General features: G+C 52.1%; 21 protein-coding genes. 2 read left to right on the plus strand and 19 right to left on the minus strand.

What is annotated here, in order from left to right; all coding sequences use genetic code 11:
• Window positions 1-19: 19 nt before the first annotated feature.
• The 19 genes from HNQ64_RS18735 to HNQ64_RS18825 all read right to left on the minus strand — a co-directional run bounded on the left by HNQ64_RS18735 (window position 20) and on the right by HNQ64_RS18825 (window position 22,791).
• Complete coding sequence (locus HNQ64_RS18735) at window positions 20-1,483, minus strand: MraY family glycosyltransferase (protein ID WP_184211528.1); 1,464 nt, start codon at window positions 1,481-1,483, stop codon at window positions 20-22.
• Window positions 1,484-1,488: 5 nt separating this feature from the next.
• Complete coding sequence (locus HNQ64_RS18740; RefSeq protein ID WP_184211530.1) at window positions 1,489-2,703, minus strand: glycosyltransferase family 4 protein; 1,215 nt, start codon at window positions 2,701-2,703, stop codon at window positions 1,489-1,491.
• 4 nt (window positions 2,704-2,707) lie between these two features.
• A complete protein-coding gene (locus tag HNQ64_RS18745) occupies window positions 2,708-3,445 on the minus strand; it encodes a glycosyltransferase (protein WP_221305497.1) in 738 nt (245 codons plus the stop codon).
• Window positions 3,445-4,284, minus strand: coding sequence for a glycosyltransferase family 2 protein (locus HNQ64_RS18750; RefSeq protein WP_184211534.1), 840 nt, complete (start codon window positions 4,282-4,284; stop codon window positions 3,445-3,447). Before HNQ64_RS18750 ends, HNQ64_RS18745 begins: the two co-directional genes overlap by 1 nt.
• 54 nt (window positions 4,285-4,338) lie before the next feature.
• A complete protein-coding gene (locus HNQ64_RS18755) occupies window positions 4,339-4,899 on the minus strand; it encodes an LbetaH domain-containing protein (RefSeq protein WP_184211536.1) in 561 nt (186 codons plus the stop codon).
• A gap of 28 nt (window positions 4,900-4,927) precedes the next feature.
• Window positions 4,928-6,127 carry a glycosyltransferase gene (locus HNQ64_RS18760; protein ID WP_246431125.1) on the minus strand — a complete coding sequence of 400 codons (1,200 nt, stop codon included), beginning with the start codon at window positions 6,125-6,127 and terminating at the stop codon, window positions 4,928-4,930.
• Between the two features lie 11 nt (window positions 6,128-6,138).
• Window positions 6,139-7,263: a glycosyltransferase family 4 protein gene (locus HNQ64_RS18765; RefSeq protein WP_184211540.1), complete on the minus strand. Its 1,125-nt coding sequence runs from the start codon at window positions 7,261-7,263 to the stop codon at window positions 6,139-6,141.
• A gap of 42 nt (window positions 7,264-7,305) precedes the next feature.
• Window positions 7,306-8,685, minus strand: a complete 1,380-nt coding sequence (locus HNQ64_RS18770; RefSeq protein ID WP_184211542.1) for a hypothetical protein — start codon at window positions 8,683-8,685, stop codon at window positions 7,306-7,308.
• 116 nt (window positions 8,686-8,801) lie between these two features.
• Window positions 8,802-9,905, minus strand: a complete 1,104-nt coding sequence (locus HNQ64_RS18775) for a glycosyltransferase (RefSeq protein WP_184211544.1) — start codon at window positions 9,903-9,905, stop codon at window positions 8,802-8,804.
• 16 nt (window positions 9,906-9,921) lie between these two features.
• A complete protein-coding gene (locus HNQ64_RS18780) occupies window positions 9,922-10,806 on the minus strand; it encodes an FkbM family methyltransferase (protein WP_184211546.1) in 885 nt (294 codons plus the stop codon).
• Window positions 10,803-12,002, minus strand: coding sequence for a glycosyltransferase family 4 protein (locus HNQ64_RS18785; protein WP_184211547.1), 1,200 nt, complete (start codon window positions 12,000-12,002; stop codon window positions 10,803-10,805). Before HNQ64_RS18785 ends, HNQ64_RS18780 begins: the two co-directional genes overlap by 4 nt.
• Window positions 11,999-12,982, minus strand: a complete 984-nt coding sequence (locus HNQ64_RS24370) for a glycosyltransferase (RefSeq protein ID WP_184211549.1) — start codon at window positions 12,980-12,982, stop codon at window positions 11,999-12,001. Before HNQ64_RS24370 ends, HNQ64_RS18785 begins: the two co-directional genes overlap by 4 nt.
• Window positions 12,983-13,231: 249 nt before the next feature.
• Window positions 13,232-14,317: a glycosyltransferase gene (locus HNQ64_RS18795; RefSeq protein ID WP_184211551.1), complete on the minus strand. Its 1,086-nt coding sequence runs from the start codon at window positions 14,315-14,317 to the stop codon at window positions 13,232-13,234.
• Between the two features lie 30 nt (window positions 14,318-14,347).
• Window positions 14,348-15,274 carry a methyltransferase domain-containing protein gene (locus tag HNQ64_RS18800; protein WP_184211553.1) on the minus strand — a complete coding sequence of 309 codons (927 nt, stop codon included), beginning with the start codon at window positions 15,272-15,274 and terminating at the stop codon, window positions 14,348-14,350.
• Between the two features lie 49 nt (window positions 15,275-15,323).
• Window positions 15,324-16,154: an FkbM family methyltransferase gene (locus tag HNQ64_RS18805; RefSeq protein ID WP_221305498.1), complete on the minus strand. Its 831-nt coding sequence runs from the start codon at window positions 16,152-16,154 to the stop codon at window positions 15,324-15,326.
• A 37-nt stretch (window positions 16,155-16,191) separates the two neighbouring features.
• Window positions 16,192-17,574, minus strand: coding sequence for a lipopolysaccharide biosynthesis protein (locus HNQ64_RS18810; protein WP_184211557.1), 1,383 nt, complete (start codon window positions 17,572-17,574; stop codon window positions 16,192-16,194).
• 195 nt (window positions 17,575-17,769) lie between these two features.
• Entirely contained in the window at window positions 17,770-18,657 is an 888-nt protein-coding gene (gene rfbA / locus HNQ64_RS18815; RefSeq protein WP_184211559.1) for a glucose-1-phosphate thymidylyltransferase RfbA, read from the minus strand.
• 13 nt (window positions 18,658-18,670) lie between these two features.
• A complete protein-coding gene (gene rfbB / locus HNQ64_RS18820) occupies window positions 18,671-19,717 on the minus strand; it encodes a dTDP-glucose 4,6-dehydratase (protein WP_184211561.1) in 1,047 nt (348 codons plus the stop codon).
• 17 nt (window positions 19,718-19,734) lie between these two features.
• Complete coding sequence (locus HNQ64_RS18825; RefSeq protein WP_184211563.1) at window positions 19,735-22,791, minus strand: hypothetical protein; 3,057 nt, start codon at window positions 22,789-22,791, stop codon at window positions 19,735-19,737.
• 79 nt (window positions 22,792-22,870) lie between these two features.
• Between HNQ64_RS18825 and HNQ64_RS18830 the strand changes: the two genes are divergently transcribed.
• Together HNQ64_RS18830 and HNQ64_RS18835 are read left to right on the plus strand one after the other, a co-directional pair.
• On the plus strand, window positions 22,871-24,622 hold the full coding sequence (locus HNQ64_RS18830; RefSeq protein ID WP_221305499.1) for an SUMF1/EgtB/PvdO family nonheme iron enzyme: 1,752 nt from the start codon (window positions 22,871-22,873) through the stop codon (window positions 24,620-24,622).
• 148 nt (window positions 24,623-24,770) lie between these two features.
• The gene (locus HNQ64_RS18835) at window positions 24,771-26,372 is read left to right on the plus strand and encodes a tetratricopeptide repeat protein (RefSeq protein WP_184211572.1); all 1,602 of its coding nucleotides are present in this window, start codon (window positions 24,771-24,773) and stop codon (window positions 26,370-26,372) included.
• Window position 26,373: the final 1 nt, after the last annotated feature.

Here is a 26,373-nt window from a genome sequence, read left to right on the forward strand (position 1 = left end):
AAACACGGAGTCCGGGGGACTAGCGCGCATCTTCCCCGTCACTCAGCAGGGGCAGACCTTGCCATCTTTCCAGGCACCGTTCGAGTACCGTCACCAGCTCTTCTGCACGGCGCAGCCATTCATCGGCCTCATGCTGATCCTCCGGCCGACGCAAGGTAAAGACACGTCCGCCACTTAGCTGCACCACCACCGGTATTCCCCCCGGTTCAGTTTCCGGTAAAAATCCCATCCACTTCAACCGATGACGGAAAAGAGTTTCGAATTCCTTCAAACTCCCACAGAGCTCAATGTCAAAGTCCAGCACTCTTGCGTGGGCGCGAGCATGTTCCAGCCGGTGCCTACGTTCCATCGCGATGTCTATCTGCTGGCGCAAATTTGACCAACTGCGCACATAGCCCAGGTAGCGAGCAGCACCGATGGCCAAAAGAAATAGCACGGCCCCCGCCACGGGTAAGGCAACTCCCTTTGTTAGCAAAATGCTGATGCCCACCAGACTGAGAACCACACAGACCGAATACATCGCCACCAGCGCGCGCCCCTTGCTGTAACCCAGAAGGATTAACCGATGATGAATGTGCTCAGCATCCGCCCGAAAGATTGGCACCCCACGGATCGAGCGCCGGAGAATGGCAAAGGCCGTGTCTAAAATCGGCACACCCAGGGCGATCACGATCACCAAAAGAGCCGCGATGATCGAGCCCTTATTGGAACATTTCAGCGAGACTGACGCGACGAAAAAGCCGATCAAATACGCGCCGCCATCCCCTAGAAAAATCTTCGCTGGCGGAAAATTAAAAAACAAAAATCCAGACAGCGCTCCCGCCATCACAATGGAAGCAATCATCACGTCCGAGAACCCAGAAATGAACCCCACAAAGGCCAGCGTGAGTGAAAGGAAAAGCCCAAACCCACCCGCCAGACCGTCCATCCCATCAATCAAATTGATCACATTGGGAATAGCGACCAACCAGAGCAATGTCAGTGGCAAGCTCCACCACCCGAGCTCAAGCCCCCCTGGACCAAAGGGATTGCTCAGTACGTCAATGGATAGACCGAAGGAGTAAAGGATTAACGCCGCACCGATCTGTCCCACCAGCTTGACCCGCGCCCCCAAAGGCTTCAGATCATCCACCAATCCCACCGAAAACATGAGCGAATTGCAGAGGATCAAAGGCAACCACCCATCGAAGGCTCCTCGACGGAACCAGAAGGCCACCCCGATGCCCAGCATCAGCGCGAAGTAAATCGGTGCCCCCCCAAGGCGAGACACCGGCTTCTCATGCAGTTTACGTCTTCCATCAGGTGCGTCTAGCCCCAGCGTCCCTTGACGTTTGATCACCCTCCAGGTTCCAACCCAACTGATCATCATGGCCCCTATGAAAAAGATCACGATCTCTTCCCAGCCAAAGAGCTGAGGCCTCAAAGGCCCTACAAACTCAGCAGAGTTTTTCGCGAGAGCCAGCATGGCAGTGATCCTATCCATTCAATTCACGATTCTTTTCCAGCCTCTTCAATGACTTGAATCAATCGAGAGCGCAAGACTTCCATGGCAAATTCCTTGGCTAAGCTTTGAGCCGCAGGATTCGGCTCCGTAAAGCGTCGTTCGGCAGCTAACAAAATCATCTTTCGCACTTCTGCCGGGTGCCCATTTTCCACCGCCCAATGGTCTCCAGGCGGTAATTGGGTTGCGAGATCTCGCAAGTGACTCTCCTTAGGCCCCAAGGTTAGAAAAGGAATACCGAGGGCCAAAATATTGTAAATTTTACAGGGGTGAACAATCCCCACAAACGGATCTCCCAGCACCACCGTATGAAGATCCGCCGAGGACAAAGAGCCTGCCAGTTTGGCCATCGGCTGATACGGTAAAGTCGTGATGTTAGGCAGCCCATGCCGATCACGAAAACGCTTCACCTTTTCAAGTTCACTGCCACCGCCGACGAAGAGAAAATGAATGTGCGACTGTCCCACCAACTCATGCGCAGACTCCAGCAACGCATCCAGGGGATGGCAGGGACTGTGGTTCCCCGAATACATCACCACGAATTTTTCAGTCAGCCCATGCTCTGCTCGAAAGGCCTGTCGGCCATCCTCATCGTAGCGCACTGCGGCATCATGGGACCAGGGAGGATCCGTATGGATCACCTCCGCAGGTACCCCTTTAGCCTCCAACCTCGCGGCCATGAACCGATCTAGCGCGATAATGCGAGAGGCCTGGCGGAAACTCCACCGCTGGAGCAGGCTCAGTACTCTTTCCACTAATCCGCCAGCCTTCAGCCACCCGGCAGCCACGGCTTCATCCGGATTCAAATCCATGATCCAGGGCACCACCGCTCCACCTTTGATCTTCGTCATGGCCGTCCCCAAAGTCGAGATCAGAGGAGGTGAGGTCAAACACACTGTGACATCAAATTTTTTGAGCCGCAGCAAAATCAATGTCGCACTTAACCAAAAGCTCGCAAAGTCCACAAGCCGTCTCCATTTCGCCCCCTTCCCCAGACCCGGCGTCCAGATCCGTTGAATATCAATCCCGCGCCAGACTTCATGGCTTGGATAGCGATTTTGCGGATTGTCATATCCACGAGAGGAAGCCACCACCGTTACCTCGTGTCCCGCTTCTTTCAAACCCAGAGCCAGCTCAGTCAGATACTGCGCCGTCGCCACATGGTCCGGATAAAAACACTGATTGAGAAGCAAAACGCGCATGATGTCAGCCTACAACAATGCCCCTTTCTGAACGGATTTTCCACACATCCTTAGCCATCCGCCAGGAATCCCGAATCATGCTCACTTTTCCTCCTGCCACCTCGCACCAGTCAATCGGCACTTCCTCGATCGGGCATCCGATTTTCAGCAAAGCCACCATCAGCTCCACATCAAAGGCAAATCCACGGATAGCTAAGGAGCGTGCCACCTGCTCATACGCCAGCCGAGGCACCAATTTCAACCCACACTGGGAATCATACACGGGCACGTTCAGCATCTCAGAAACCAGTGTGGCATAGACTCGGCCTAACAAATGCCGCTTCAAAAGACGCTGCACGTTTTTCCCCAACATCTTGACGCGTGAAGCGAACACCGCACGCGAGCGGCTGTCTTGCGATCGCACGATACCGATCAATCTCGCCACCTCCCGGGCAGGGCATGCGCCATCGGCATCCACAAATGCCAACCACTCTTCATCCACAGCCTGCGCCCAGCCTTCATAAACAGCCCCACCTTTCCCCACATTTTCATCCAGCATCAGCGGTGACTTTAGGCAGTGATACTGCACCTGCCACGCGTCCAAGAGGGCCTTCATTTTCAACTGCTCATCAGCCCCAGATCCGTCCTCCACCACCATGACCCGTACATCTCCTAGACGATCCATCTCCGCACAGAGCTCTGGCAGGAATAGACCGATCCGCGAACTCTCACGGTAGCAAGGGACAATGAGCAACACCTTCATTACGCTGGTTTCCCCGTTCTCTGGGCTTCCTGAATCTTCAACCGAATTTCGCCAAAGTATCGCCGTTTCAGCATGCCAAAACGAAGCCCGTTCAGACCATCTAAAAACCCCCTTTTCAAAATCACTGCCACGGCCCAATAGAGCCAAGCCAACCACCAGCGGTCCATCCACCGATACTTGAATCTTTGCCGATCCGTCAATGTCGCCCAAGCCTCAGGCCCCGCCGACTGAAGCCATAAAAATCGGTTTGCCTCCCAGGACGAGTATTCATTGTGCCGGGCCAAGTAATTTTTTAAGCCCCGGTAATCATGGTGAACTAAACGAGTCTTTAAAACACCAGTGGTCCCACTCAGCACAGGATGCTCATGCACCTCCATATCCAGACGGCTCCAGGCATCCTCCGGAAAACGCTCATACTCACCTGCCCCCGTTTTGATCAAGGCCAGTTTATGAAACACATCCCCATGTCTCAAAGGAGCCCCCATAAACCAATTGGTAAAAGACAGCCAAAAGCCTACATGCGAAGTCGTGGTTAAAGTGCGCCTCAGCTCCGCCACAAAAGATTCATTCACGCGCTCATCCGCATCCAAAAAAAGCACCCAAGGATGTTTAAATCGGTGATTTCGGAGAGTCCAATTTCGCTTTTTGGGAAACTGCCCGTTCCACTCAAACTGCAGCACCGTCGCCCCAGCTCCATGGGCCAAGTCCACAGTACCATCCGTACTCCCAGAATCCACCACCACCACCTCATCAAAAGCGCCCAAGGCCGCCAAGCAGCCAGGCAAATTCACCTCCTCGTTTTTGACAGGGATGCAGATGGAAACAGGTAGATCACTCATAGTGATGACGGAGTAGGATTAGAGCACACATGCAGTCAGCCAAGATGAATGCCGTCATGAAATGGCATCCTTCACGACACGTTGTTTGATGATTGTGGCAGGATTTCCCGCCACTACCACCCAAGCTGAGACATCTTTCATAACAACGGCTCTTGCCCCAACTACCGAACCTTCAGCAACCGTCACATCAGGTCCCACAAAAGCATCCGCACAAATCCAGGCTGACGACTCAATCACAATCGGCAGCTTGATCAGAGGCATCTCCATAGACCGATAGTCATGCGTTCCAGCGCAAAGATGTACACGCTGTGAAATGGTCACATGCTCCCCAATCTTCACCCGTCCCAAGTTATAAACCAAAGCCCATTCGCCGATGCACGACCAGTCACCGATCTCCAAATTCCACGGGTAATAAATATGGGCCGAAGGGTAAATATTCACCGCTTTGCCCACCTGAGCACCGAACAACCTCAACCACCAACGGCGGAATCCAAAGCAAGGTCGAGGACTCCATTCAAACACCACGCGTCCCAACATCCACAACACCCGCAACGCCTTTTCCTGCGGCGAGTATTTGACTGCTAGCCGATTTTGCTCAGTAGAACTTGAGATCATGGATCAGAGCAGAATAAAAGAGGCGTATTCAAAAAAACACGCATTCAGGTGCTGGAGTGCCGTTCACTAGCCAGTGTTGCACAGAATGCATCTGACTGCCCACCAAATCCCAGGTAAAACGCTGTCCCACTAAGGCCCGGCCTCTCGTGCCCATTTCCTCCCGCTCAGCATCAGAGAGTTGAATCAACCGGCTGAGCCCATCCTGGATTTGACCGACATCGGGTGATACCTCGAATGCGGCTTGGGCTGTGACACCTTCCGGCAGATGACACATCGGCGTCATGATAACGGGCTTTGCATACGCCCAAGCCTCCAAGATGACCATGGGTAGCCCCTCGCTAAAAGAAGGGAGGATAAAAGCATCACAATCGCGGTAAAGCTGCTCTTTTTCGCTTCCAAATTTTGGCCCAAGAAAACGCACCCTATCATCATCTTCAGAATTGATATTGCCCCCCTCGTTCCAGGCCATCTTCAGATTCACAGCTAATCTTTTTAATTCATCTTCATGCCCTCCTTCATCCCAACCTGCAATCGCCAAAACCCACTCAGAAGTCTTCCCTTGCTGCTTTGAAAGTGCCCCCCAAGCATGCAGTAGATTAACCAATCCTTTTTTGGGGTGCAACCGCCCTAAATAAAGCAAAACCTTTTTGTTAGGGGAAAGTTTATTCTGATTTCTCTGGATCAAATGATCAGCAGGTAAGTCAATCCCGTTAGGAATCACACAAATAGGATTTCGCAAACCGTAGCTACGGATAGCTTCGAGCTCAGCATGACACAGAGCCCGCAGGCATGAAGTCTCACTCAAATGACGACGTTCAAAAATCCGAGCTATCAACTTCTTCTTCCAGGCGGAATTTTTAACAGCCCACGGATCCAGCATTCCATGGGGATGGATCACCTCAGGCTTACCCGTGCGCCTGCGCCAACGGGCAGCAACCCACGATGTGTAAGTCCACATCCCCTGGCTATGAACCACCTCGGGATCAAAGGCCGTTAATTTTTTGCCCATCCCCGGCGCATAGCCCAGACGTCGCGGCCCATAACAATCAAAGGTTTTCACAGCCAAGGGGCTCCATGTGGATCGGTCATCGTCCGTGAAGGAATCACGTCCCCCTAAGATGAGAATTTGATCACCACGGTTTTCCAGAGATTGAGCCAGCCGCCGATTCGCTTCTAGAAGCCCTCCAGCCAAGCGAGAAACACTGTCAATGACAAATGCAGACTTCATTTGCTCTATTGTCAACGAACACACTCAGGAAACGAACTCTTCAAACAGTCTCCTAAGCTTTCTGCAAAATGATTTAATCCATATTCTGAAACGATCTTCAACCGCCCCCTTGCTCCCATTGCCCTTCGCTCCTCCGGGCTCATTCCATAACACTGTAACATTAACGAAGACAATTCGACTTCATTTCGCGGATCAAAACCATAACCATTGTATCCTGATACAAGGAGATCAGTAAAACAACCACATTTCTTTGAAAGCAAAACAGGAAGAGCCGAAGCCATAGCTTCATTCACGACTAATCCCCACGTCTCCTGCAAACTTGCTAAGATAAAAACTTCTGCATGGCAATAAAACGGCAGCATCTCATCCATCTGCAAAAATCCTGGCAGTAAAATTTTATCAGCCAATCCTAAATATCTAATTTGACCCTCTAATTCGGCACGTAAAGCCCCATCGCCACAGATCACTAAATCCCATGCTTTTTCGCGGCCACAGCCCTTTACGTATTGAGCAAAAGCTGAAAGAACAAAAGAAAGATTCTTTTCAGGAATGAATCGACTTACGACTAAAAAATAGGGTCGGTTTATTCCAGGAGGGTTGGTTTTTAGTGCAGTGTAGATTGAGTTATCGACCACATCATAGCCTCTGTGAATACGTTCTGAATCATAACCTAACTTAATGAAATAATCACGATGTGGGCTACCTGCAACTAAGGCTGACTCATACAATGAGAGAATCTGAGCTTTACACCATTCCAGCCAACTGTGGCGCGGAGCACTATCTTCCTTACTATCAGACATCACAACAACAGGACGCCCATGAAAACGGCACCAGATCAGAGCTGAGAGCATTCCAATATGGCTATATCCAGCCAGAACACAAGCATCAGGCTTCAGCTGATTTAAATGTCTCCAGACCTGTATTAGCCATTGAAGACGACTGACACTCTCCAGAGGCAAGTCAGTAACTGCATGTAGATAATCAACCCTCTTATGCTCCCAGCTATACTCCTTCTGTATAGGAGAGAGTTCCCACCCCTCAATGTTCATTCCAGTCAATAGATCGCGTGAAGCTTTCAGCCGAGCCAGATGATAAGGCCCATAACTTATAAATCCTAGCAGAATAAGCGGTTTCATTTTTGTAACCACAAATCAGTAAGAACGTCTGTTAACTTTCACTTATTTCAAAGATCGGTTTCGGATCGAAGGTTTTGTCGGAATGTAGAAATAAGGCCTCTTGGCATACTTTCCAAGAAACCAAACCCCAAAAGAAGCAAACACGAAAGGCCACAACACTAATAGAGTAATGTCTCTCCCTAAATTAAAAGTGAGCCCTAATCCAAGAATAAACAAAAAAGTTTTCCCAATCACCCACCGCTCCGACCAATGCCGAGCCAAAAGCCCAACCCACGATGACATTAAAAGAGCAGCTGCAGCGGCACCAAATAAACGCCCAAAGTTGACCACCCCTTGGCCAATCATACCTGTAGATACGGTGGCTACCACACCTGCCTCACGAAAGTTTGCATTTGGATTCATGAAACCTCGTGCTACAGCATAATCAAAACCTAACAGAGGTTTATTATTCCAAATAGCACGTGGAATCACGTTCAGAACCTCATGAAGGTATCGCTCGCCATAATTAACTTTATACGTGCCTCGCTCAATGAATAAATTAATGTTACAAAGCTCCTCCATCATATCCAATCCCATATGACGATTCTCCAAAAATGATCGAGAAGATTGACGCGGTGCACTCAAGAATTTGGACATGTCATAATCACTACGGTAAATAGAAACTAGAATGAACCAACAATAAATGAATGCTATTCCAGCGATTGTAATCAATGACTTAAATAATAGTCGGGTTTGAGCTAGCAATAGATAGCTGATCAGCGTTGGCATGAAAATCGCCAACTGAGCGCTTCGTGCACGATCAAATAAGAAGTAGGGCCAAGTGAAGCACATCAACACAAAAGCAAACACACGGATCCAGCCCCGACTCAGAACAAATGCGACACCAAAAAAGCCGCAGCTCAATTGATACGAATACTGAGCAATAGCGGTGATGAAGCCAGTCCTTCCACCAATCCCTTCATGAACAAACAAAGACACCTTTTCGTTTGCCAAAGGTGGCCAAATCACCGGTAGAATATCACCATCCAACCGCACCGTGCCGACTAAAAATAGAGTAATCCACAAAGTAAAAATTGACCAAAATAAAGGCGAAATCTGTTGATGAAACGGGACCATTACCGCCCCAGCCTGAAAGGCAAACCCTCGTTTGATGAGCAATTTACAGGCAATCGGAATCCCGAGGCGAAATACCACCAAGAACAAAATGAACTGAAGAATGGCCGTCTGGATAATAGAGTCAGAGAAAAGGCCCTGGAAATGCCGCATGCCCGAGTACAGCAGATTGCCTGGATACCAGGCACCCACGGTGAAATACACCGCGACCGCAGGTTTTGCCCAAGCTTTATCCCAACGTAAAACAGCCTCAGTGATCAATGCCGCCAATACGATCAAAGAGATCCAGAAAAAGAGAGGAAAATCCATATTTAATCAGCCTTAAAAATTACCCTATTCACCTTCATCCGCACTTCAACGGTCATCACTCCCCACTGGACAATCCGGAGCAATGAGTAAAGCCGCGCTCCATTCCCTTACTAACATCAAGGTTCATCCGCGATGCTCAAATAGCGGTCGAGCATGCGTTGTGGACTGAATCCATTCAGGTATTCATCACATTGAATTTGCCAATCTTCACTCCACATCGGTGCCAACCAACGTTGGATGATCCCATGAGCTAATTTCTCAGGATCTGCGGGAGGCACTAACACACCCCATTTGCCCTGCCCTAAAATCTCGCGACAAGCGGGCACATCACTGGCCACAATGGGAAGTCCTGCCGCGAGCGCTTCCAATAACACACTGCCCAAGCCCTCTTGCGGCGTGGTCGAGAATACGAACAATTCCGCCCGCGCTAAGATCTCAGGCACATCCTGCCGTGTCCCCAAAAAGAAAACCACATCATTCAATCCAAGTTGCTGCACTCTTGACTCTAAGTGAGCCCGCAGGCCGCCATCCCCCACCAAGTCGATTCTGAAATCCGGCAAGACTTTCAAAACAAGAGGCAAGGCCTTGAGCAAGGTTTCATGATCCTTATGATTTTCCAATGTGGCCACCATGACGGCTTGATGCCTTTTCCGTTGACCCATTTGTGCCTGTGCCAAACGAACACGTTCTTGGATAGCTTTGACCCTGGAGCAATTATGCACCGCGTGAAGCATACCCTTCGGGATAGCTGGGATAGCTAAGAACTCATCTCGAACATATTGAGAGCAGCAGATCACTTTCGCCCCCATCAGGCCCAAAGGCCAGAAAACGTAACGGGTGATCCAATCAGCCTTGAAGCCTCGGGTGGGTGGATTGCCACTATGAACGAGAATTTGTTTCACTCCGGCAAGCCTGGCCCCCAAAGTCATCCAGGCAGACAAACCCGTCGGCCAGCAGATCACGAGGTCGGGTCTTCTCTCTTCACATACCTGACGAATCCGTGCCGTGATCCTTGGAAATTCTCGCCACCCCTTGAGCAGGCCATCATCAGCCTCACCATACCAATGGGCACACGACCTCAGCCGCTCAGTTAGATCTGCCGGACTAGCCTCAATAGCAAGAACCTCTTGTTGGCAGGTGCCTGTGGATAACCAATCTAAAACAAGGTTAGGCGTGCCTTCGGAGCGTGGCGTCGCCAAGATATGAAGAATTTTTTTCAAGTAAAAGAATAACGATTCAGATTCGAGGAATCGAAACGGATTTGTTTAAGCGCCCTTCTACCCGCAATGGATCACGAAAATAGAAAGTATTGCTGGATCCTAAATGTGGCGCCGAGAGTTCTCTCAAGACGTTTTTGTCAACTACATATTCATAAGGCTTGAAGCCATGGTCTGACAGAAGTTTTTCCAGAGCTTGCAGTTTGGGCTCCTGCCAACTTGATGGGCGAAAAGTCTCAATCAGCAGACCTTGCAAGCGCTCGGATTGTAGCACGGCGCCAGCCCCTTGAAGCACCTCCAATTCGAAACCCTCAACATCTATTTTGATGAAGGATGGGAAACCCTGAGATAAAGCCAAAATATCCAAAGTTGTCACCTGGATCTCAAGGGTATCTTTGGCCACATCTCCTTCCGTGACCAGATGATTTCCCGTGCCCAAATGAGTTGTGATTTTCAGTGCACCTTCCTCTGCTCCGGCGGCTTTTTGAATGAGCCGAATATCTCCCAGCCCTTCGTTGAGTTTCACATTTTCAAGAAGTCTCTCAAAGGTATGCGGCACCGGCTCTAGGCCGACCACAGTGCAGCCCAAAGATGCCGCTAACGTCGTAAAGGCACCTGCATTGGCACCTACATCATAAAAACAATCTTCTCTCCTTAAAAAACGCAGCAGAAAGAGTTGTTCATCATAGTCCGGCAACATCACGTACCAATATCCCGTTAAGCCTTCTCCATATCGCACCCGCAGCCGACTTCCGTTGACGAAATCCATCATCATAGGGCGCTGGGTGAAGAAACGGCGTCCTTGCCAATACATCCACCGGAGTGAGACCTTTATCGGGTGGATGCGAAAGAGCGGGTGCTGGGCTAGCCAACGCAACGATTCTGGAATAAGCGACCGTTTCATAGAAGTGCGGGAGTGCCTGCTGAAAGACCTAACCAGGGACACACAGGCGAATGAATATTCCCGGTGCTCCACAATTCCCTAAACTCACGAATGCACCTTTCCCAGGTCATGTGGGGAGACCACTTCTGCGCATTCTCTCGCATCTGCCACTGCGCTTCTTCATCGGTCAAATACCCCTCCAAAGCACCAGCAGCCTCCACAATAGGCGTGTCTGAAGGAAACCTAAAACCAGCATCTGGGGGCAGAGTATCCGCCATCCCCTCATGGGCAAAACCCATAACCGGCACTCCTGCATGGAGGAATTCGAGCGTGGAAAGGCCTAACGCTTCATGTTTGGAAAAAAGGCAGCCCAGATCACAGCGAGTTAAAAAGTTTAAAAAGCGCTCAGGTTCCTTTTGTTTATCTATGAACCCTGCAAATTCTAAGCCCTTGCGGTGAGCAAGCTCCGCCGGAGCATGCCCCGCAGCCTGAACGATCGCACGCCAACCTCGTCGCTCCAGTTCATCTCGCAGATCCAACAGCCAAGGCAAGCCTTTGCGCGCCCAGTCTTTTCCGATGAACCCCAGCACCAGATCTCTCGATTTCCCTGCACCTTTTACAAAGCCTGGAAACGACCAATCCACAGGCAGTTCTAGATTCGCCCCAGGAAGGATGGTGTGGACTTTAGTGCGGGGCATCCGGCATTCCTGAACAATCACATCCGCTGCCCAACGCGCCATTGTGACAATGCGCTCACTGGCTTCAAAATTTTCTATCTCCAGTGCCGTAGCACGCTGAATGATAGCCGCAGGCAAATGCAGATCTAGACCACGCCCCGAAGCCAAGGCTACAAAAGGTGCATCCACGTAATAGCTCAGTTTTCCTCCCGCAGCTTTTACGGATGCAGCTCGGGGAAAATGCTGATTGCAGGTGATGATCTCCGTTTCAAAAAGCTCACGGGGTATCTGCTTTTCAGCCAGATTTAGAAACCAATCTGAATACTGAAAGCCGCCCTTTCTGCCTAACATCAAGCCGCCTAGATTCCAGAGCCATCGCTGCCAAGTGATCCGGCTCAGATCCAGTTCCCAGGGGATCTCAACAAAGCCACCAGACTTAGCCGCCCGCCAAAAATGCCAGGGCGTGCCACTCCAGCAAGAAGGGTCGGAGACATCTCCCAAGGCCGCGATGGACCGCCGATGATCTGGCCTCAAGCTCATGATTGAAGCGTCAATGCAGCCCCTAGATGCTGAATGGAAAAAACTTCGGGCACGGTCGCATGCTGACTCATTTTCTCTAGCAACAGCGGACTTTCTAGCAACTTTCTTAAAGCCCCCGTAATGGCCTCCGGTGTTACCTCATCCAAGATAAGGCCATTCTCTTGATCCCGCACAACTTGCCCACATAGGCGTGAGGCTATCACAGGAATTCCGCGCGCCAAGGCCTCCAATTGAGTGATGGCAAAGCCATCTGACAACGTGGGTAAAATAAAGACATCAGCCGCTTCATAAAGTTTCCCAGTCTCTTCACGAGATACAGGTCCTCTCCAATTCACGTTGCTTGGAATGCCCAGGTTTGGATGATCCAGGCCTCCACCCGCCACTTCAAATTGAATGGGGTCATCCAGCATTTGAGAAGCGGCTTTCATCAGAATATGAATGCCTTTGCGAATGATCGTTTGCCCCAAAAAGAGCACACGCAGCGGACGGGCCTGAGTAAACTGATTAGGCCAGCTTCGTTTCTCTTGAGAGGCAGAAAAGGCAACCTCATAAGCACAAGGAATCACCTCCATTTTCCCGGCGGCTACCCCCTGCTGTTGCAGGCACTCCAGAGACCAAGGTGAGTTGACCAATATTCGATCTGCCAGCGCTGTTTCTTGCCGCCAGTCCTGCCAGTACTCAGCCGGGCTTTGGTATAAATAGCTGGGATGGAGATTGAGCCGTGCATACTCTTTTAAAACCAACTCACTTTCCAAAGGCCCTGGGTCAATTTGACCTAACACCGTTTGCCATCCCCGCTGCTTAGCAAACACCAAAATTTCCTTCGCCGCGTAGCTGTAAGCAAAGACGACTCGAGGCTTGCCATCTCTTGCCAAACCTTTGAGAACTTGGATACAGCGCTGCTGAAACCACCGATTCTTTTGCTGCTGCTGAAGAAACCAATCCGCTTTAGAAAGCTTTGCCGTCAATTCTGAGCGCACAAACCCAGCGTTAAAACTGACAACTTGTTTCCCCGTCAGTTCAGGGTGTGAGCGCTGCCCCATCTTGGCCGGCCATGGAAACGAGTCCCCTGGTGTTCCCCGCCACCAAAAATCGGTTATCAAAGCTTCGAGCCGACCCACCCGTGCCAGCGCCCTCGGCAGCGCGTAATGCTCCCGCGCGCCTCTTTGGCAGCAAACCCAGTTAGGCAAGTTAGCGTTTAACAAAGGATCTCCCATGACTCAGGAAAGTTAAACAGAGAGCAGACTCCTGTAACGCTGTGCATAGACTTTTGCACTCAACTCCTTCTTCGCACGTCGATGGGCTGAAGAACTCAGCTTTTCCCGAAGTTCAAACGAGTGAAGAAGTCGCAGGATGCCCTGGGTCATAGCCTCGGGATTCGTGGGCTCCACCAACTCGACACAGCTCGGGCTTCCTGCCAATTCTTGGATCGGCTTAACATCGGTCGCCACGCAGGGTAATCCCAGAATCATTGCTTCAGCCAGAGCATTTCCCAAGCCTTCCTGAATCGTGGTTGAATAAACAAAGAGATCCCACCGAGTCATAGCTTCATAAACATCCGACAACGTTCCGTGAAAAACCACCCGCTGCGCAATTTGCAGTTCATCCGCTAATGTTTCCAACTTCTGCCGTTCAGCACCATCTCCAACAAGCTCCAAGGTAGCCTCGGGCCATTCCTTCAAAAGAGCCGCAAAAGCGCGAAGAAGCGTAGCATGATCTTTGATAGAATCCAAACGTGCGACCATCCCTAGAGTCACCGCTTGTCCGGGACTAAAATCGCGAGGTTGATGCAGGGAGACCGATGGGGTATGAACTCCATTCGGCACCACGACCGAGCGAAAGCGACGCAGATAAAGACTCTCTTGAAACGAGTCCACCACATGTTGCGAGCAGCACACATAAGTGGCTTCGGCCCGCCGCCCTAACAGTTTTTCCAAAAGGTAATAACGCAGATCCACTCGCCGTAGCATGCCGTGCGCAGGATTACCGCCATGGACTAAAATGTTAAAGGATGAACCCCGGAGACCACGAAGGATTTGAGGAAGCATCACCATGCCATGCCACACGATCACTCCTGCGGCATTGTGAGGTAAAACACATTCACGAATCCTCTGACTGAGCCCCCAGGGTGACTTTTCCAATGACAGATAATCCACCGTAGCTCCAGCCTTCTTGAAGTCCTGCTCCATCGGGCCAAAGGCACCCAGGACCACTAGGTGATGGTGAAACCCCAGTGTATTTTCCACGAAGCGCAGAGCGTTCCCCTCACAGCCACCTCTGGCGAGCCCCGTGAGCAAATGGATTATTTTTCTCATGCAAATCACGCTCGCAGCTAGCCACCACTATTATTTCGGTAAGGGCGGCAGTCGCCAAGTGAATGGATCAATCTCTTTCACATGAGGGGATTCATTCAGAGTGAAGGCACTCCGATTACGAGCTGCGTTTCGAATCACACTCCAGCGCCAATACGCGATCGGCGCAAGACGCCTAACCAATGATCTCGCCATCTCCTTCCAGCCACCACTCTGTGTTTTTGGCAAAGCCGTAGGCTCCGCTTCACCATCCCCCCGCCAGGCTTGATCATAATCAAACTGCACAGGTTCTGACGGTGCAGGCGAGCCTGCTTCCAATCTCTGCACGATCACATAGATGTGCAGGGCCTTGGAGCCGTGAAGATAGACACGTTGGCGAATGGAGGCAGGCGAAGGTACCAAAAACCATTTCCCCAAGGGCTCATCCTCCACACAAAAAACAGCAGCCACCCGGCAGCCTCGGTGCCCCTCAAAATACTGGAAAAACAACTCTGGACTAAATTGGTAAAACCCATGACCACAGCATCCATTCGCTGGCATGTCCAGGACCATCCATCCCCCAGGCCGCACCAGCTTGGCGTAACTATCCAAGGCCTCTGGCACGTTAAAAACATGCTCTAGAGAGCCGCTGTCGAATAATAAATCACAGCACCCCTCCAGGGTCGGCGGCAGCGGTTTATTGAGATCATGAAGGACCGTTGCTCCTTCGTAATCGGAATAGTCCAGCGCCTTCACCGTCGAAGCTCCCATGGCCAACAAAGCCACCTCGCAGAACTTCGCCTTCGTCCCTTCCACCCAAGAGCCTTGAGTCGGCGAAATCCCGAATTGACGAGCATCCGAGGCCAATAAATCAGGGGATAAAAAAGCCCCCAAGCGCCCCACCGTTAAAACATCTCCCAGAGGAATGCCATTGGCACGAAGCCAGAGGATGAGACGGGCATTATTAAAATCGAGAGCCATGGATTTAAAAAAAGGACGTTAGACGTTCGGCCGATTCCCGCCCGTGATGTCAGACTGAAAGAGACAAACGAGAGACGATATTCGAGCGCCCATCACGTTCCCAGGCCCCTAAATCATGAAATTTTCTAGATAACCCTCGATAGCCTAAATCATACAGAGGCGCCAAGAAGTCACGTGCTGACTTACCTCGTCGAGCCAAGATTTCCCAGTGCACTTCCAACTGCAACTTGGGCTTGATCTTTGCGATCGAATCCATGGATGCCGCTAAAATTTCATACTCAAAAGATTCCACATCCACTTTCACAATATCGGGCGTCCAGTTCAATGAGCTCAACAGCGTGGAAAGTTTGATGGCTTTGACCTCCCTGGACTCATCTTGCCGTGCATTCTCGGGCAAATCAAAGATGGGATTACTAACCAGAAATGATATCACTCCATCCACATCACTCACCGCCATTTCAGCGATGTCCCACTGCCCTTTAGGGGTTTGATTGAGTTCCTTAGCGCGCTTGAGAATCGGTAGAATGAGAGGATCAGGTTCCACTGAGAGAATTCGATAATCAGCGGGCCGCGATTGAGCAAACAACGCCGACATGAATCCTGTCTGCCCACCGATGTCAATCAAACCAGAACAGCCTTCGGAAAGCTGCAAAAAATCCTGCGTTTCATGCCGAGAAGAAATGTCTTCAAAACCGTGAGCACGCCAGCAAATGTGTGCCGTGATGTTTTCTGGGGCATGAACACATAGGTCATCTCTCACGTAAAAATACCCCTCGCGTTGGTTGTATTTCAGCCGCAGCGAATCACTCCGATCCATCAACCAATAGCCGGGCGATCTTTTGATAAAACCTAGAGTCTGCCACAAGAGCTCAGGCGTCATTTTCCGAAATGTGTTTTTCAAATTCATAGTCTTACAATCACCCAGGGGTTTTCCCCAATTTACACAGGATCAAATCTCTCATTTTCAACCAATAATCCGAGCACAGCAGGCGAACGAGTCCAAAGTATGCGCTAACAATAACTCCACCCGAAAACAAGATGGCCCATTCAAGGCCATAAGGGGTAATGAGCGTCAACGCGAGTTTTCCAAGCAATAAACTGACCCCGAAAGCACAGGTTAATGCCAACATGGGTTTGATCTGGAGCCACGGCTGATGCGTCCCTAAAGCCTTTTTGAGTTGTGCGGGCAAGACCCAGCCACTGGTGAGCAATACCGCCACTAATGCCCCAACTCCGACGAAGCTAAAGCCTCCCATCTTAACGGCCAAAGTACAGGCAATCAGACTTGAAAGTCCACAGGCCAACTCACTGAACCCGGCCACCCGATGACGATTGATTCCCGTGAGAGCAAAACGAAAAACGCCCATCACAGCGGCACTGCCACCGATCAAAACCACACTGAGCAGCATCGTCGGCGGCACATCCACCTTACCCAAGGTCCACAGGAGAATAAAAGGCTGCGCCAAGATGAGAAAACCAGAGGCCAATACGCCGATAAAAACCCAACCCAGCCCCAGAATGGAACGAATCGTCTCGGCAATCCAGGCCTGCTCTTCTCGGCCCATGGCTTCGCCGTAACCAGGCTGTAAGATAGCGTTGAAGGAGTTCAGCAAATTTAAAGGTGCGTTTAAAAGTGCCAGGGGAATCGAAAGATAAGGCACCCATGCTGCCCCAGCAAAACTACTGACCGCTAAGAGCGGCGCGGTGCCTGAAAGCACGTTACCGACCTGCATGGTAAGACTTTTAGCACCGGTGCGTAACTGCACTTGGATCTGTTGACGATCCCAAAACGGCCCCGCTTTAAATGCCCAGGCATGCCGCAGATAACAATGCACTGCGGCTATGAGACTAACCACAAAGACTGCGGTCACATTGGCTCCAAAAACCCACCCTAACGAAGCTGACGTGGTAGCCACCAGCACACTCGAAATCAAACCCACCAACCTTCCAATTCCTTGATACATGGAAGCTAGATGCATCTCCTGCACCCCCATGAAAAGGCCGTAAATAGGAGAAATCAGTAGCGACAGAACCGCCGAAGCACCAATAGCCAGCAGCAGTCCAGGCATCTCTTCATGGCCCAATGCCCCCAGGATGACAGGCTTTGCCATGAGAATAAAATACGCTCCAAGAATCAACCCCAGGACAAGCAACGAAGAGAGAGTCACCAACAACGCATTGGTGCGAATGATGGCTGCAATTTCATTCCGATCTCCACGCCCATTTGCTTGCGCGATGAGCAAGATAGAAGCCCAGGTGAGCCCTGCATCGGCAAACATGAGGTAGCTGGCAAAGGCCATGCCTGTCAATAAAACGCCATACCGCTCATCACCTAGCCACTGCAAATAAAGGGGCACGGTTAGCAAGGATAACAGCATCGCCGTGATAGCAAACCCCTGTGTGACCACAGTGGCTTGCATGGCACGTTTGAGTCTTCCCATGACTTACCTTTTGTTAATCCACTGAAGAAAATCAGCTTCGAATCAAGAATGCTTCTAGGCAGCCACAGCGCTCCCACGACTGATCTCTACTCCCACACTGGCCAAGTAATCACGATACTCACAGGCTGGCATTTTTTTGAGCAACTCCTCAAACGCCAACTCCGACAGAAAGCCGCGCCGCAATGCAGCCTCTTCTGGACAGCCTAGCTTGATACCCTGCCTCTTTTCAATCGTTTGCACGAATGCCGAAGCCTCAAATAAACTGCTGCTGGTGCCTGCATCCAGCCAGGCGAAACCACGGCTTAAGCGCGTGACCCGAAGTTGGCCACGCCGCAAATATTCACGATTCACATCGGTGATTTCCAATTCGCCACGAGCAGAAGGCTTTAACTGCCGAGCAATTTCTACCACTTGATGATCATACAAATAAACACCCGGAACAGCAAAAGGACTGCGAGGTGAGACAGGCTTCTCCTCCAAAGACTTCGCCCGGCCTTCCTGGTCAAATTCCACCACCCCATAACATTCGGGGTTATTGACATGATAGGCGAAGATCGTGGCCCCAGCTTGAAACTCAGTCAGAGCCCGAGGCAGTGCATCCCCGCCGAAGAAAAGATTGTCTCCAAGCATCAAAGTGACGGGTCCACTTTGGATAAAATCTGCCGCGAGAAGGAAAGCCTGAGCAATCCCGTCAGGCCTTGCCTGTTCAAAGTATTGAATTTGGATGCCCCACTGGCTGCCATCTCCCAATAACTGCTGAAAACGCGGCAGGTCCTGGGGTGAAGCAACTAGACCTATTTCCCGAATCCCGCCGGCGATGAGCACCGTGAGGGGATAATAAATCATGGGCTTATCATAGACAGGAAGCAGTTGCTTACTCATCACCTGTGTCAACGGGTAAAGCCGCGAGCCAGCACCTCCTGCTAGAATGAGTCCTTTCATCAACGTGGGGGTATTATGAGGTCCATAACTTGCGACCGCTGGCAGTTGCCAGCCAATCTAAATTCCGCAAATACCAGCGCACCGTGTCTCGCAAGCCCTGATGCAAATTCTTCTCGGCCTGCCAGCCTAACTCCTTCCGTATTTTATCTGAGTTGATGGCATAACGAAAATCATGTCCGGGCCGATCACGAACTGGAGTGATCAAGGAAGCCGCAGGCACAGCCTTCGACAAGGAAGGCACTAGATTTGCACGCTCTTCATCCAGAATCTCACAGACCTCTTTCATCAGATCCACATTCCGCCTCTCCTGCCCAGCGCCTATGCAATAGGTTTCGCCGATCCGTGCCTTTTCCAAGACAGTCCATAAAGCAGCGCAGTGATCTTCCACATGCAGCCAATCGCGCACGTTCTCCCCAGCCCCATAAAGGGGGATCTCCTCACCGCTCAGCACCTTCAAAATCGTCATCGGAATCAGCTTCTCAGGAAATTGAAAAGGACCGTAGTTGTTAGAGGCATTCGTAACGATGGTGGGCAGACCATGGGTGTGATGCCAAGCCCGGACGAGGTGATCTGAAGCGGCTTTACTAGCGCTGTAAGGTGAATTGGGATGATACGATGAACTTTCATCAAAAGCATCGTCTTCTCGCCCTAAACTGCCGAAGACTTCATCGGTCGAAACGTGAACCCATTTGTGATTTTTAGAATCTCGCCAATGAAGGCGACAGGCTTCTAGAAGGTGCAGTGTTCCCAGCACATTGGTCTCCATGAAGACCCCTGCTTTTTCGATGGAGCGATCCACATGAGATTCTGCGGCCAGGTGAATCACGTGGGTGATATCATGTGCCTGCACCACACGATGTACTTCCGCAGCATGGCGGAGATCCACCTGCTCAAAGGCATAACGCGGATGCTGGCCGTGTATCCCTACCAGATTCTCCAATCGACCTGCATAGGTCAAAGCATCCAAATTGACCAAACGGTCAATGCTAGGCAGACCGATCAGAAATCGAATCAAATGAGAGCCGATGAAACCTGCGCCGCCAGTGACTAACAAATTCATGAAAAACTAAACACGGCTCATTCGTCTTCCAGAGAGCTTTCCAGGAGATCCACCCGCAGCCGGAAGAACAATCGATCAGCATGGATCTCTGGCAGACTTTGATCAAAAGTGAAACTTATCATGCCGTCCAGAGACCTGGACTCCACACTGGGCAAAAGATTGTTAGGCCAAATCTCCCAAGCCGTCATATCCAGAGACATCTCGGGAATGTAGGAAACCCCCAAAGCATAAGCAGGTTTACGAAACTCGAGTGATACTTGTTTCTCCTGCCCTGAATAAGTGACGTGGATCTTTTGATGAAAAGCCTTTTCAAAAACTCGCGGGTCGTAGCCAAAAGCAAATTCAACCAAATTAGAAATGCCATCCTGATCATCATCCGCCTGGGGGCCGCTCACGGCTGTTTGGCCAAGTTCCGCTAGGGTAAAATGACGGGATTGCCAGTCTGAAAATGACTCTGCTGGCTCCACGGCCCCTCTGCTACGACGAGCCCAAAAATGGCGGCCAGTGAAGTCTGGCGCTTCCCCCAGATTAGCCCCGGAACGCACGGCAGGTGAGTCCAAGGTTGGCATATAAAAGGCATCCAACTTCGCATCTTGCCCGAGACCTTCAGTGTCCTGACCGAGAGCTTGCCATTCAGTCAAACTCCTTCCAGCCGTGGTTAGGCCATCATTGTAAAGACTCACCACTCTAGCGGCTGCACCCGTTTGCCCTCGATGATACACATTGTGGCTAAAAGTCAGTGCATCCGTCGCCTGTGCTTTTTCAATCACGCTGAAAAACTGATCGGCGGGAGTGATAAAGACATTGTTTCTGAAAACAAAATTCACCGGGGCCACTCGCTGGAAAAGGGAGAAACTCGCATTGTCGCTGCGCTGGAAAGGCCGGAGATCAAAAGTATTTCCCTCATAGATCAGAGTGCCCTGACAGGAGGCGTTGAAAGAACTGTTGAAAACACCGTCCGAAAATAACCCCAGATTGTGCCGAGCTATCAGCACCCCATCTGGCGCAGAGTTGCCCATGGGCAACTGCGTCATCACACAGCGAGTCACAGACGTCGTCTGGGCCCCACTCACGCCACCACCAAAGGTGGTCCCAGTCAGCTTCAGTGAGGTCACCCCTACATAGGTAGAGATTTGCCCGCCATAGATCCCGCCGATGAATTCGATCTCAGCGAACTGCGTGCCACTGCCATTGTTATGCAGGAGGTAAGAAGTCGTTTCCTGGGTGGCTCCTTCCGTGCTGCCGATTTTCCCCATGGGCTTCAGGTTAAGACAATTTTTATAGATCGTCTTATTACCTGAAGCTGTGGGCAGACCATTGTAATCCACCCAGGGACTTTGGTTGGCATAGGGAGTCCCTTGTTCCACCTGGCAGTCTTCAACCGTTACCTGCCGCCCTGAATTAGAATCCGTAAAGCCGATGCAGTGCTTTCCAGCATAACTGACAGTGCAGTGCTTCAAAACAGTCAATCCACCGAAGCCTTCATCTCCCTGGATGCCATAGGCGGTGAAAGGTAGATTGGTGCTGGCTTCTGCGAGCGTAGTTTTACAGATCTCGAGGCCTTCAATGTAAAGATCTGGAGCTACTAGCATCACTGCTGAAGCGCCCCCTGGGCGAAAGCGACTGCGCGTGTACGTCTTACCATCCACATTGGGATTGGTGCTACCGAAGGGATGCAAATACAAAGCGGTGCCGTCGCTGTAAAAACTCCCCGGCACTTGATTCAATGCGGCCATGACGGCGGATGCTTGTTCACCCGTCGGGTGGTGCAGCCAGCGATCATCTTCCCAGACCACCACATGTGCTAAGTCATCGGCATTCGCATCGGTCGTGGTCCAGACATTGGGAAATCCATCCACCCTTTCCCATCTGGCACCAGGGGCAGAGATATCTCCGTGCGCCTGAATCTGGATGCGCTGCTGCCCTGCCGCAGGGACAATGCTCAACCCTGGGGTGTGAATGCGCCATGACTCAGCCTTGAGTAGTAACGGAGCCCCTGAGGTATCTACAGAAACGGTATCCCCCTGGGCATACCCGCCATTTTTTGGAGACAACAGGCCATGACACAAACTTTCTTCATTGAACTTCGCCACCGTTTTCCAGGCTTTCTCGGGACTGAGGCCGTCATGATCATCATTCCCTGTCAAGGGGTTCAGATACCAGGTGTGGCGCTCTTCGACAGGCTGCAGGAGATCGGGTAACTGCCGCCCCTCTCCCAGAGTGGAGATTTTCGCAAGAGTCGCTCCACCTAAACGTCCTCCCCAAATGTAATTTTGGAAAGGCGCTGTTTGAAAAGGTGCATTCATCACCATCGCATATCTGGCTGGGTGGTCTGCCAGCACGATGCTCTCCGTGCTCAGTTCCTGAAGCTCACCGCCGAGCTTTTGAAAAGACGCTTTGGCAGCAAAGCCAGTCTCCGTGTCTAGCCACTCGATTTGCAGCCAGTACCACGTGTGTTTTTCCACATTTCCACCCGCGTGCCAAACCCCCGCTTTGCGGCACAGCAATTGCCCGCTCTGCGTCACGCCGATCATTTGAAACGGGTTGTTATCCTGGCGGCAGTTCAATTGCAGAATCTGGGCCGGATTAGCCACCCCGGAGCCTTCATTGAAATAACCAGCACTGAGAAGATCCTCAAACCTCACCCAACAACCTACTAGGCCGCCCTGTTGAGCCTGCGAATAAGGAGCCTGGGTAAGATCCCAGCGAAATTCCACCATCTCCTTTTTCGTTCTTCCGGACCACCCTGGGGCCGGAGTTCCCTCCACGCGGGGGCCGATGGGGCGGCAGTGCCACGCTCCGCGAATCCAGGTCCCAAGCTGGCCGACGTTCTCTGCGTTCAAGGTTTTCACCCCTTCAAAAGTTTCGCGGGCGATCAGCTCCATCGCCCCCTGAACGGCCCAAAGCGGTCCCACAGTCAATAGGCAGGCCCATTTCGCCCAGCGGCCCATGCCGAACGACCACCGACCTAAGAAAGAGGTGCTCTGGCTTTCGTTTCTCCCCAAGCTGCCGCCCTTGGTCGTCCCTGACGGGGCACCGTTTGGCAAAGGGAAAATGGGGGTTTTTGACCTCATGGATATGAGGGCAGGCAGAGCATGTACCATGCTCATTATCAGCCCGAAGCACAAGCCCCGCCTTTAAAATACGCGGCTCGTGAAAACACGATTCAATCCACTCGCCAGCCGTAACAGTGAACGCTGGACAATCTTTTTGAATGAAGGTGGACGGGGAGTGTTCTATCCATGGACTGTGATTCTGCGTTTTCTTTCCTCCCGCCAACTCGTTCCAGCATTCCTGGTCGGGTTTTGCCTGCTTTCGGCTTTCGGCCAGATTCCTGATGAGAAAAGAGAGCATCGCAGCACCTTAGGCCTGCCGTTTGTCTCCATACCCGGTACGCCTGCACTCCTGGCGACCTTTGAGACACGGGTGTCAGATTGGCAGGCTTTCATTCAGGCCAGTGGCCGGGAATGGAGCTACAAGCCTCATTTTGAACAAGGCCCAGATCATCCAGTGGTAGGTGTGACGCTGGAGGACGCACGTGCCTTTTGCACCTGGTTAACTGATAAAGAGCGCGCAGAGGGGCACCTAAATGCGGCTCAACTCTATCGGCTGCCGACTCGTGCCGACTGGGACGCCGCAGTGGGCTTGCTGCGCATGCGCAAGCTGGACCTGACCGTCGAAGAAAAAGTAGCGGATGAACGCGCCTTTCCCTGGGGGGCTAACTGGCCGCCACCCGCTAACACAGCCAACTTCGCCGAAGGTGAAATCCCCGGTTACTCCGATAGCTTCCCTTTTACGGCCCCGGTGGGACAATTCAAAGCCAGTGCTGAAGGTGTTTACGATCTAGCGGGCAACGTCTGGGAGTGGTGCTGGGATCCGCAGGTCCGGGTGGAGCAAGTGGGTGTGCTGCGCGGTGGCTCCTGGGCATACTTTCGCGCGGAGTGCCTGCGCTCAGACTACGTTTACACAGTGCCCGTTGACATGAAGATGCCGACCATCGGCTTCCGCTGCGTTTTTGAGGATAAGCAGCGCACGGCCACGATGTTGGCTTCCGCAGAAAAAATCAAAGCTGAGATTCGCTCCAAACGCCGGGAAGAGATCATGGGCGGTGCCGTGACAAAGGATGACCTAACCGCCATGAAGGAAAAGCTCAAATCCACAGGCACTGCGGCAGCTACTTCGAATGCCCCTCTGAAACCCGCCGAAGTGGGGCAGGCTTTTACCAATGATCTCGGGATGAATTTCGTCCCTTTGCCCGGCACCACCATCCTCATCGGAAGTGCAGAGATCCGGGTGCAGGACTATGAATCTTGGCTAAAGGCCAATGACCGAGTTTGGGAAAACAAAGCCCCCTTTCTACTGACCCCCGAACACGCTGCTGTGGGCATCAGTTGGGATGAAGCCACCGCCTTTTGTGCGTGGTTGACGGAGCGGGACCGGGCCAGCAAACTTATCTCTGCCAACGCAACTTACCGACTCCCCACCGATGTGGAATGGAGCCGTGCAGCCGGGCTCACCGTTGAGCCTGGAGCGGACCCTGCGCAACGTCATGAAAAGGCCAGCCTTCATTTCCCTTGGTCTGCCGAAGGTGCCTTCCCGCCACCTTCTTCCAGCACGAATTTGGATGCCACCCGCATGGAGGGCTATCGCGACAGTTTTTCCTACACCGCTCCAGTGATGACGGAGGCCGCGAATAGCTTGGGCATTCAGGGCCTAGGCGGCAATGCGGCGGAGTGGTGCCAAGACGTCTGGCCAGGTTCTGACTCTGAGCGCGTGGTCCGTGGGGGCTCGTGGTTAATGCATGCCAAAGACCAACTGCGCACAGGGCATCGCCAGCATATTTCTCGTGACAGCCGGAACAACAGCATCGGTTTCCGCGTCGTTTTAGAATTCACCTCGCCGTAAAAGCTTCCGCTCTCGTGTTCGTCAGATGTCTGTCAGCGCTCCTCATTCTGCAGAACAGCGCCCGCGCCGCCGTCCGTGGCTGACGTGGGTGATGGGGGGGATTTTTCTGGGTGGGCTTTTTTACTGGGGGTTGGGATCAAAGGTCATCATGACGGCGCGCTCGGCCATCGCCGAAGCGTATGCCAAAAAAGCGCAGGAAAAACGTCTGGAAAAAGACTGGGCTAGCGCTTGGCAAAATCTCTCCAAAGCACGCTCCTGGCAGGTGAATGCGCCAGAGGTGCTGCGGGCATATGCAGACCTGTTAGCGGCGAGTCGCAGTGATGACCTCACCCTGCTGCAAGTCTTGCGCGCGCTGGAGTCTGTCCAGCAATCCACAAATGCCGACAGACTGAAAGTTGGCCAGATCCTCATCTCCCTGGGGCATATCCACGCGGCGCGGGCAGAGTATGAAAAGCTCTCCCTAAGCGATCAGCAAAAACCTGAAGGCATGCGGCTGCTGGCCCAACTTTTACAAGCGGAAGGCCAACCAGAAGCTGCTGAAGAGCTCTTGCGACGTGCTTTGTCCATGGCTCCAAGCGATGCCGAATCGCAGTTACGGCTAGCCATGATGGATCATCACCAAACCTTCCCCGAAGTCCAATCTCGCGCCCGAAAAGTGATCTGGGAAATCGCCCGGCAGACAAATCTCACCGGGCTCACCGCACTGGATTTTTTAGCTTCTACGGTGCAGCTCACAGGAGAAGAGGCGGCAGAGCTTTTGCGGCTAGTGGAGGCCCACCCCTCGGCACCGCCCGGCACTCGTTATGCGGCCCTTTCCGCCCGGCTACGCGCTCGTCCACAGGACAGGGCAGCGATCATGGAAAAGGAGGTAGCAGCCGTGCGTGGCCAGGGCGTAGAGATGCTGGCCCCCGCACTCAATTGGCTACTGCAGGAAAAAGAACCCGCCAAAGTCCTCAATCTCCTGCCCGAAGGACTGCACCTCAAGTCGGGCCCAATTCTCCAGTCCTACCTCGTTGCCTTGAGTGCCCTAGATCGTTGGAACGAAATAGACAACCTTCTCCACAGCTCCAAAATACTGCCCCTCTCCGAAGCCTACCTCCATCTCTGGAAAGCCCGGACAGCGGACAAACAGGACACAGGCATCCAGACCATCCGCCATCATCTAGAGGCAGCTTTTGCCCAGACGAGGCGGGGGGAAGATGAAACGGCGGCGCGTCTTACGGCCGAGACAGCAGAGCAAATGGGAATCTGGGATCTTGCCTCGCGCTTCTACGCAGAGGTGGCCGCCCTGCAACCCTACAACCAAAGCTTCCTACTGGAAAAAATTCATGAAATGGCTCTTCGCGGTCGTGACACCACAGCAGCCCTGAACTCCGCACGTAAGCAGGCAATCACCCACCCCGAAAATCACGTTTACACCACGCGCGCCCATTACCTCTCACTTTTGTCGGGGGATGAGATTGAAGTCACGATCCAGGCAACCCGTCAGCTTCCCAGCAGCCAGCAGGAATCTCCTGCGGTGATCCTGATGAAGGCTCTTGCAGACTTTCGGTTAGGCGATGAAACCGCGCTCAGAGCTAGACTTGCTCATCCGTTAGACTCTTCTGTCCTCCCCCCCGGCCAACGGGCCACTTATGCAGGACTTTTATCGATCTGCGGCCAGGTAGGCCCCGCTTTTCGCCTGGCCGAATCTATCCCAGGCATCCTGCTGTTACCGGAAGAAATGCGTTTTCTGAAGCGGGCTCTTTGAG

Source organism: Prosthecobacter dejongeii, from assembly GCF_014203045.1.
In the GTDB taxonomy this organism is placed as follows: domain Bacteria; phylum Verrucomicrobiota; class Verrucomicrobiia; order Verrucomicrobiales; family Verrucomicrobiaceae; genus Prosthecobacter; species Prosthecobacter dejongeii.

Coding starts and splice junctions, on each gene's coding strand:
- rfbA (WP_184211559.1), bottom strand. CDS start 18,657: ATGAAAGGACTCATTCTAGCAGGAGGTGCTGGCTCGCGGCTTTACCCG.
- HNQ64_RS18810 (WP_184211557.1), bottom strand. CDS start 17,574: ATGGCCTTTGCCAGCTACCTCATGTTTGCCGATGCAGGGCTCACCTGG.
- HNQ64_RS18735 (WP_184211528.1), bottom strand. CDS start 1,483: ATGGATAGGATCACTGCCATGCTGGCTCTCGCGAAAAACTCTGCTGAG.
- HNQ64_RS18785 (WP_184211547.1), bottom strand. CDS start 12,002: ATGAGCTTGAGGCCAGATCATCGGCGGTCCATCGCGGCCTTGGGAGAT.
- HNQ64_RS18755 (WP_184211536.1), bottom strand. CDS start 4,899: ATGATCTCAAGTTCTACTGAGCAAAATCGGCTAGCAGTCAAATACTCG.
- HNQ64_RS18825 (WP_184211563.1), bottom strand. CDS start 22,791: ATGAGGTCAAAAACCCCCATTTTCCCTTTGCCAAACGGTGCCCCGTCA.
- HNQ64_RS18835 (WP_184211572.1), top strand. CDS start 24,771: ATGACGGCGCGCTCGGCCATCGCCGAAGCGTATGCCAAAAAAGCGCAG.
- HNQ64_RS18805 (WP_221305498.1), bottom strand. CDS start 16,154: ATGACGCCTGAGCTCTTGTGGCAGACTCTAGGTTTTATCAAAAGATCG.
- HNQ64_RS18750 (WP_184211534.1), bottom strand. CDS start 4,284: ATGAGTGATCTACCTGTTTCCATCTGCATCCCTGTCAAAAACGAGGAG.
- HNQ64_RS18795 (WP_184211551.1), bottom strand. CDS start 14,317: ATGAGAAAAATAATCCATTTGCTCACGGGGCTCGCCAGAGGTGGCTGT.
- HNQ64_RS18800 (WP_184211553.1), bottom strand. CDS start 15,274: ATGGCTCTCGATTTTAATAATGCCCGTCTCATCCTCTGGCTTCGTGCC.
- HNQ64_RS18745 (WP_221305497.1), bottom strand. CDS start 3,445: ATGAAGGTGTTGCTCATTGTCCCTTGCTACCGTGAGAGTTCGCGGATC.
- HNQ64_RS18765 (WP_184211540.1), bottom strand. CDS start 7,263: ATGAAACCGCTTATTCTGCTAGGATTTATAAGTTATGGGCCTTATCAT.
- HNQ64_RS18780 (WP_184211546.1), bottom strand. CDS start 10,806: ATGAAACGGTCGCTTATTCCAGAATCGTTGCGTTGGCTAGCCCAGCAC.
- HNQ64_RS18760 (WP_246431125.1), bottom strand. CDS start 6,127: ATGAAGTCTGCATTTGTCATTGACAGTGTTTCTCGCTTGGCTGGAGGG.
- HNQ64_RS18770 (WP_184211542.1), bottom strand. CDS start 8,685: ATGGATTTTCCTCTCTTTTTCTGGATCTCTTTGATCGTATTGGCGGCA.
- rfbB (WP_184211561.1), bottom strand. CDS start 19,717: ATGAATTTGTTAGTCACTGGCGGCGCAGGTTTCATCGGCTCTCATTTG.
- HNQ64_RS18740 (WP_184211530.1), bottom strand. CDS start 2,703: ATGCGCGTTTTGCTTCTCAATCAGTGTTTTTATCCGGACCATGTGGCG.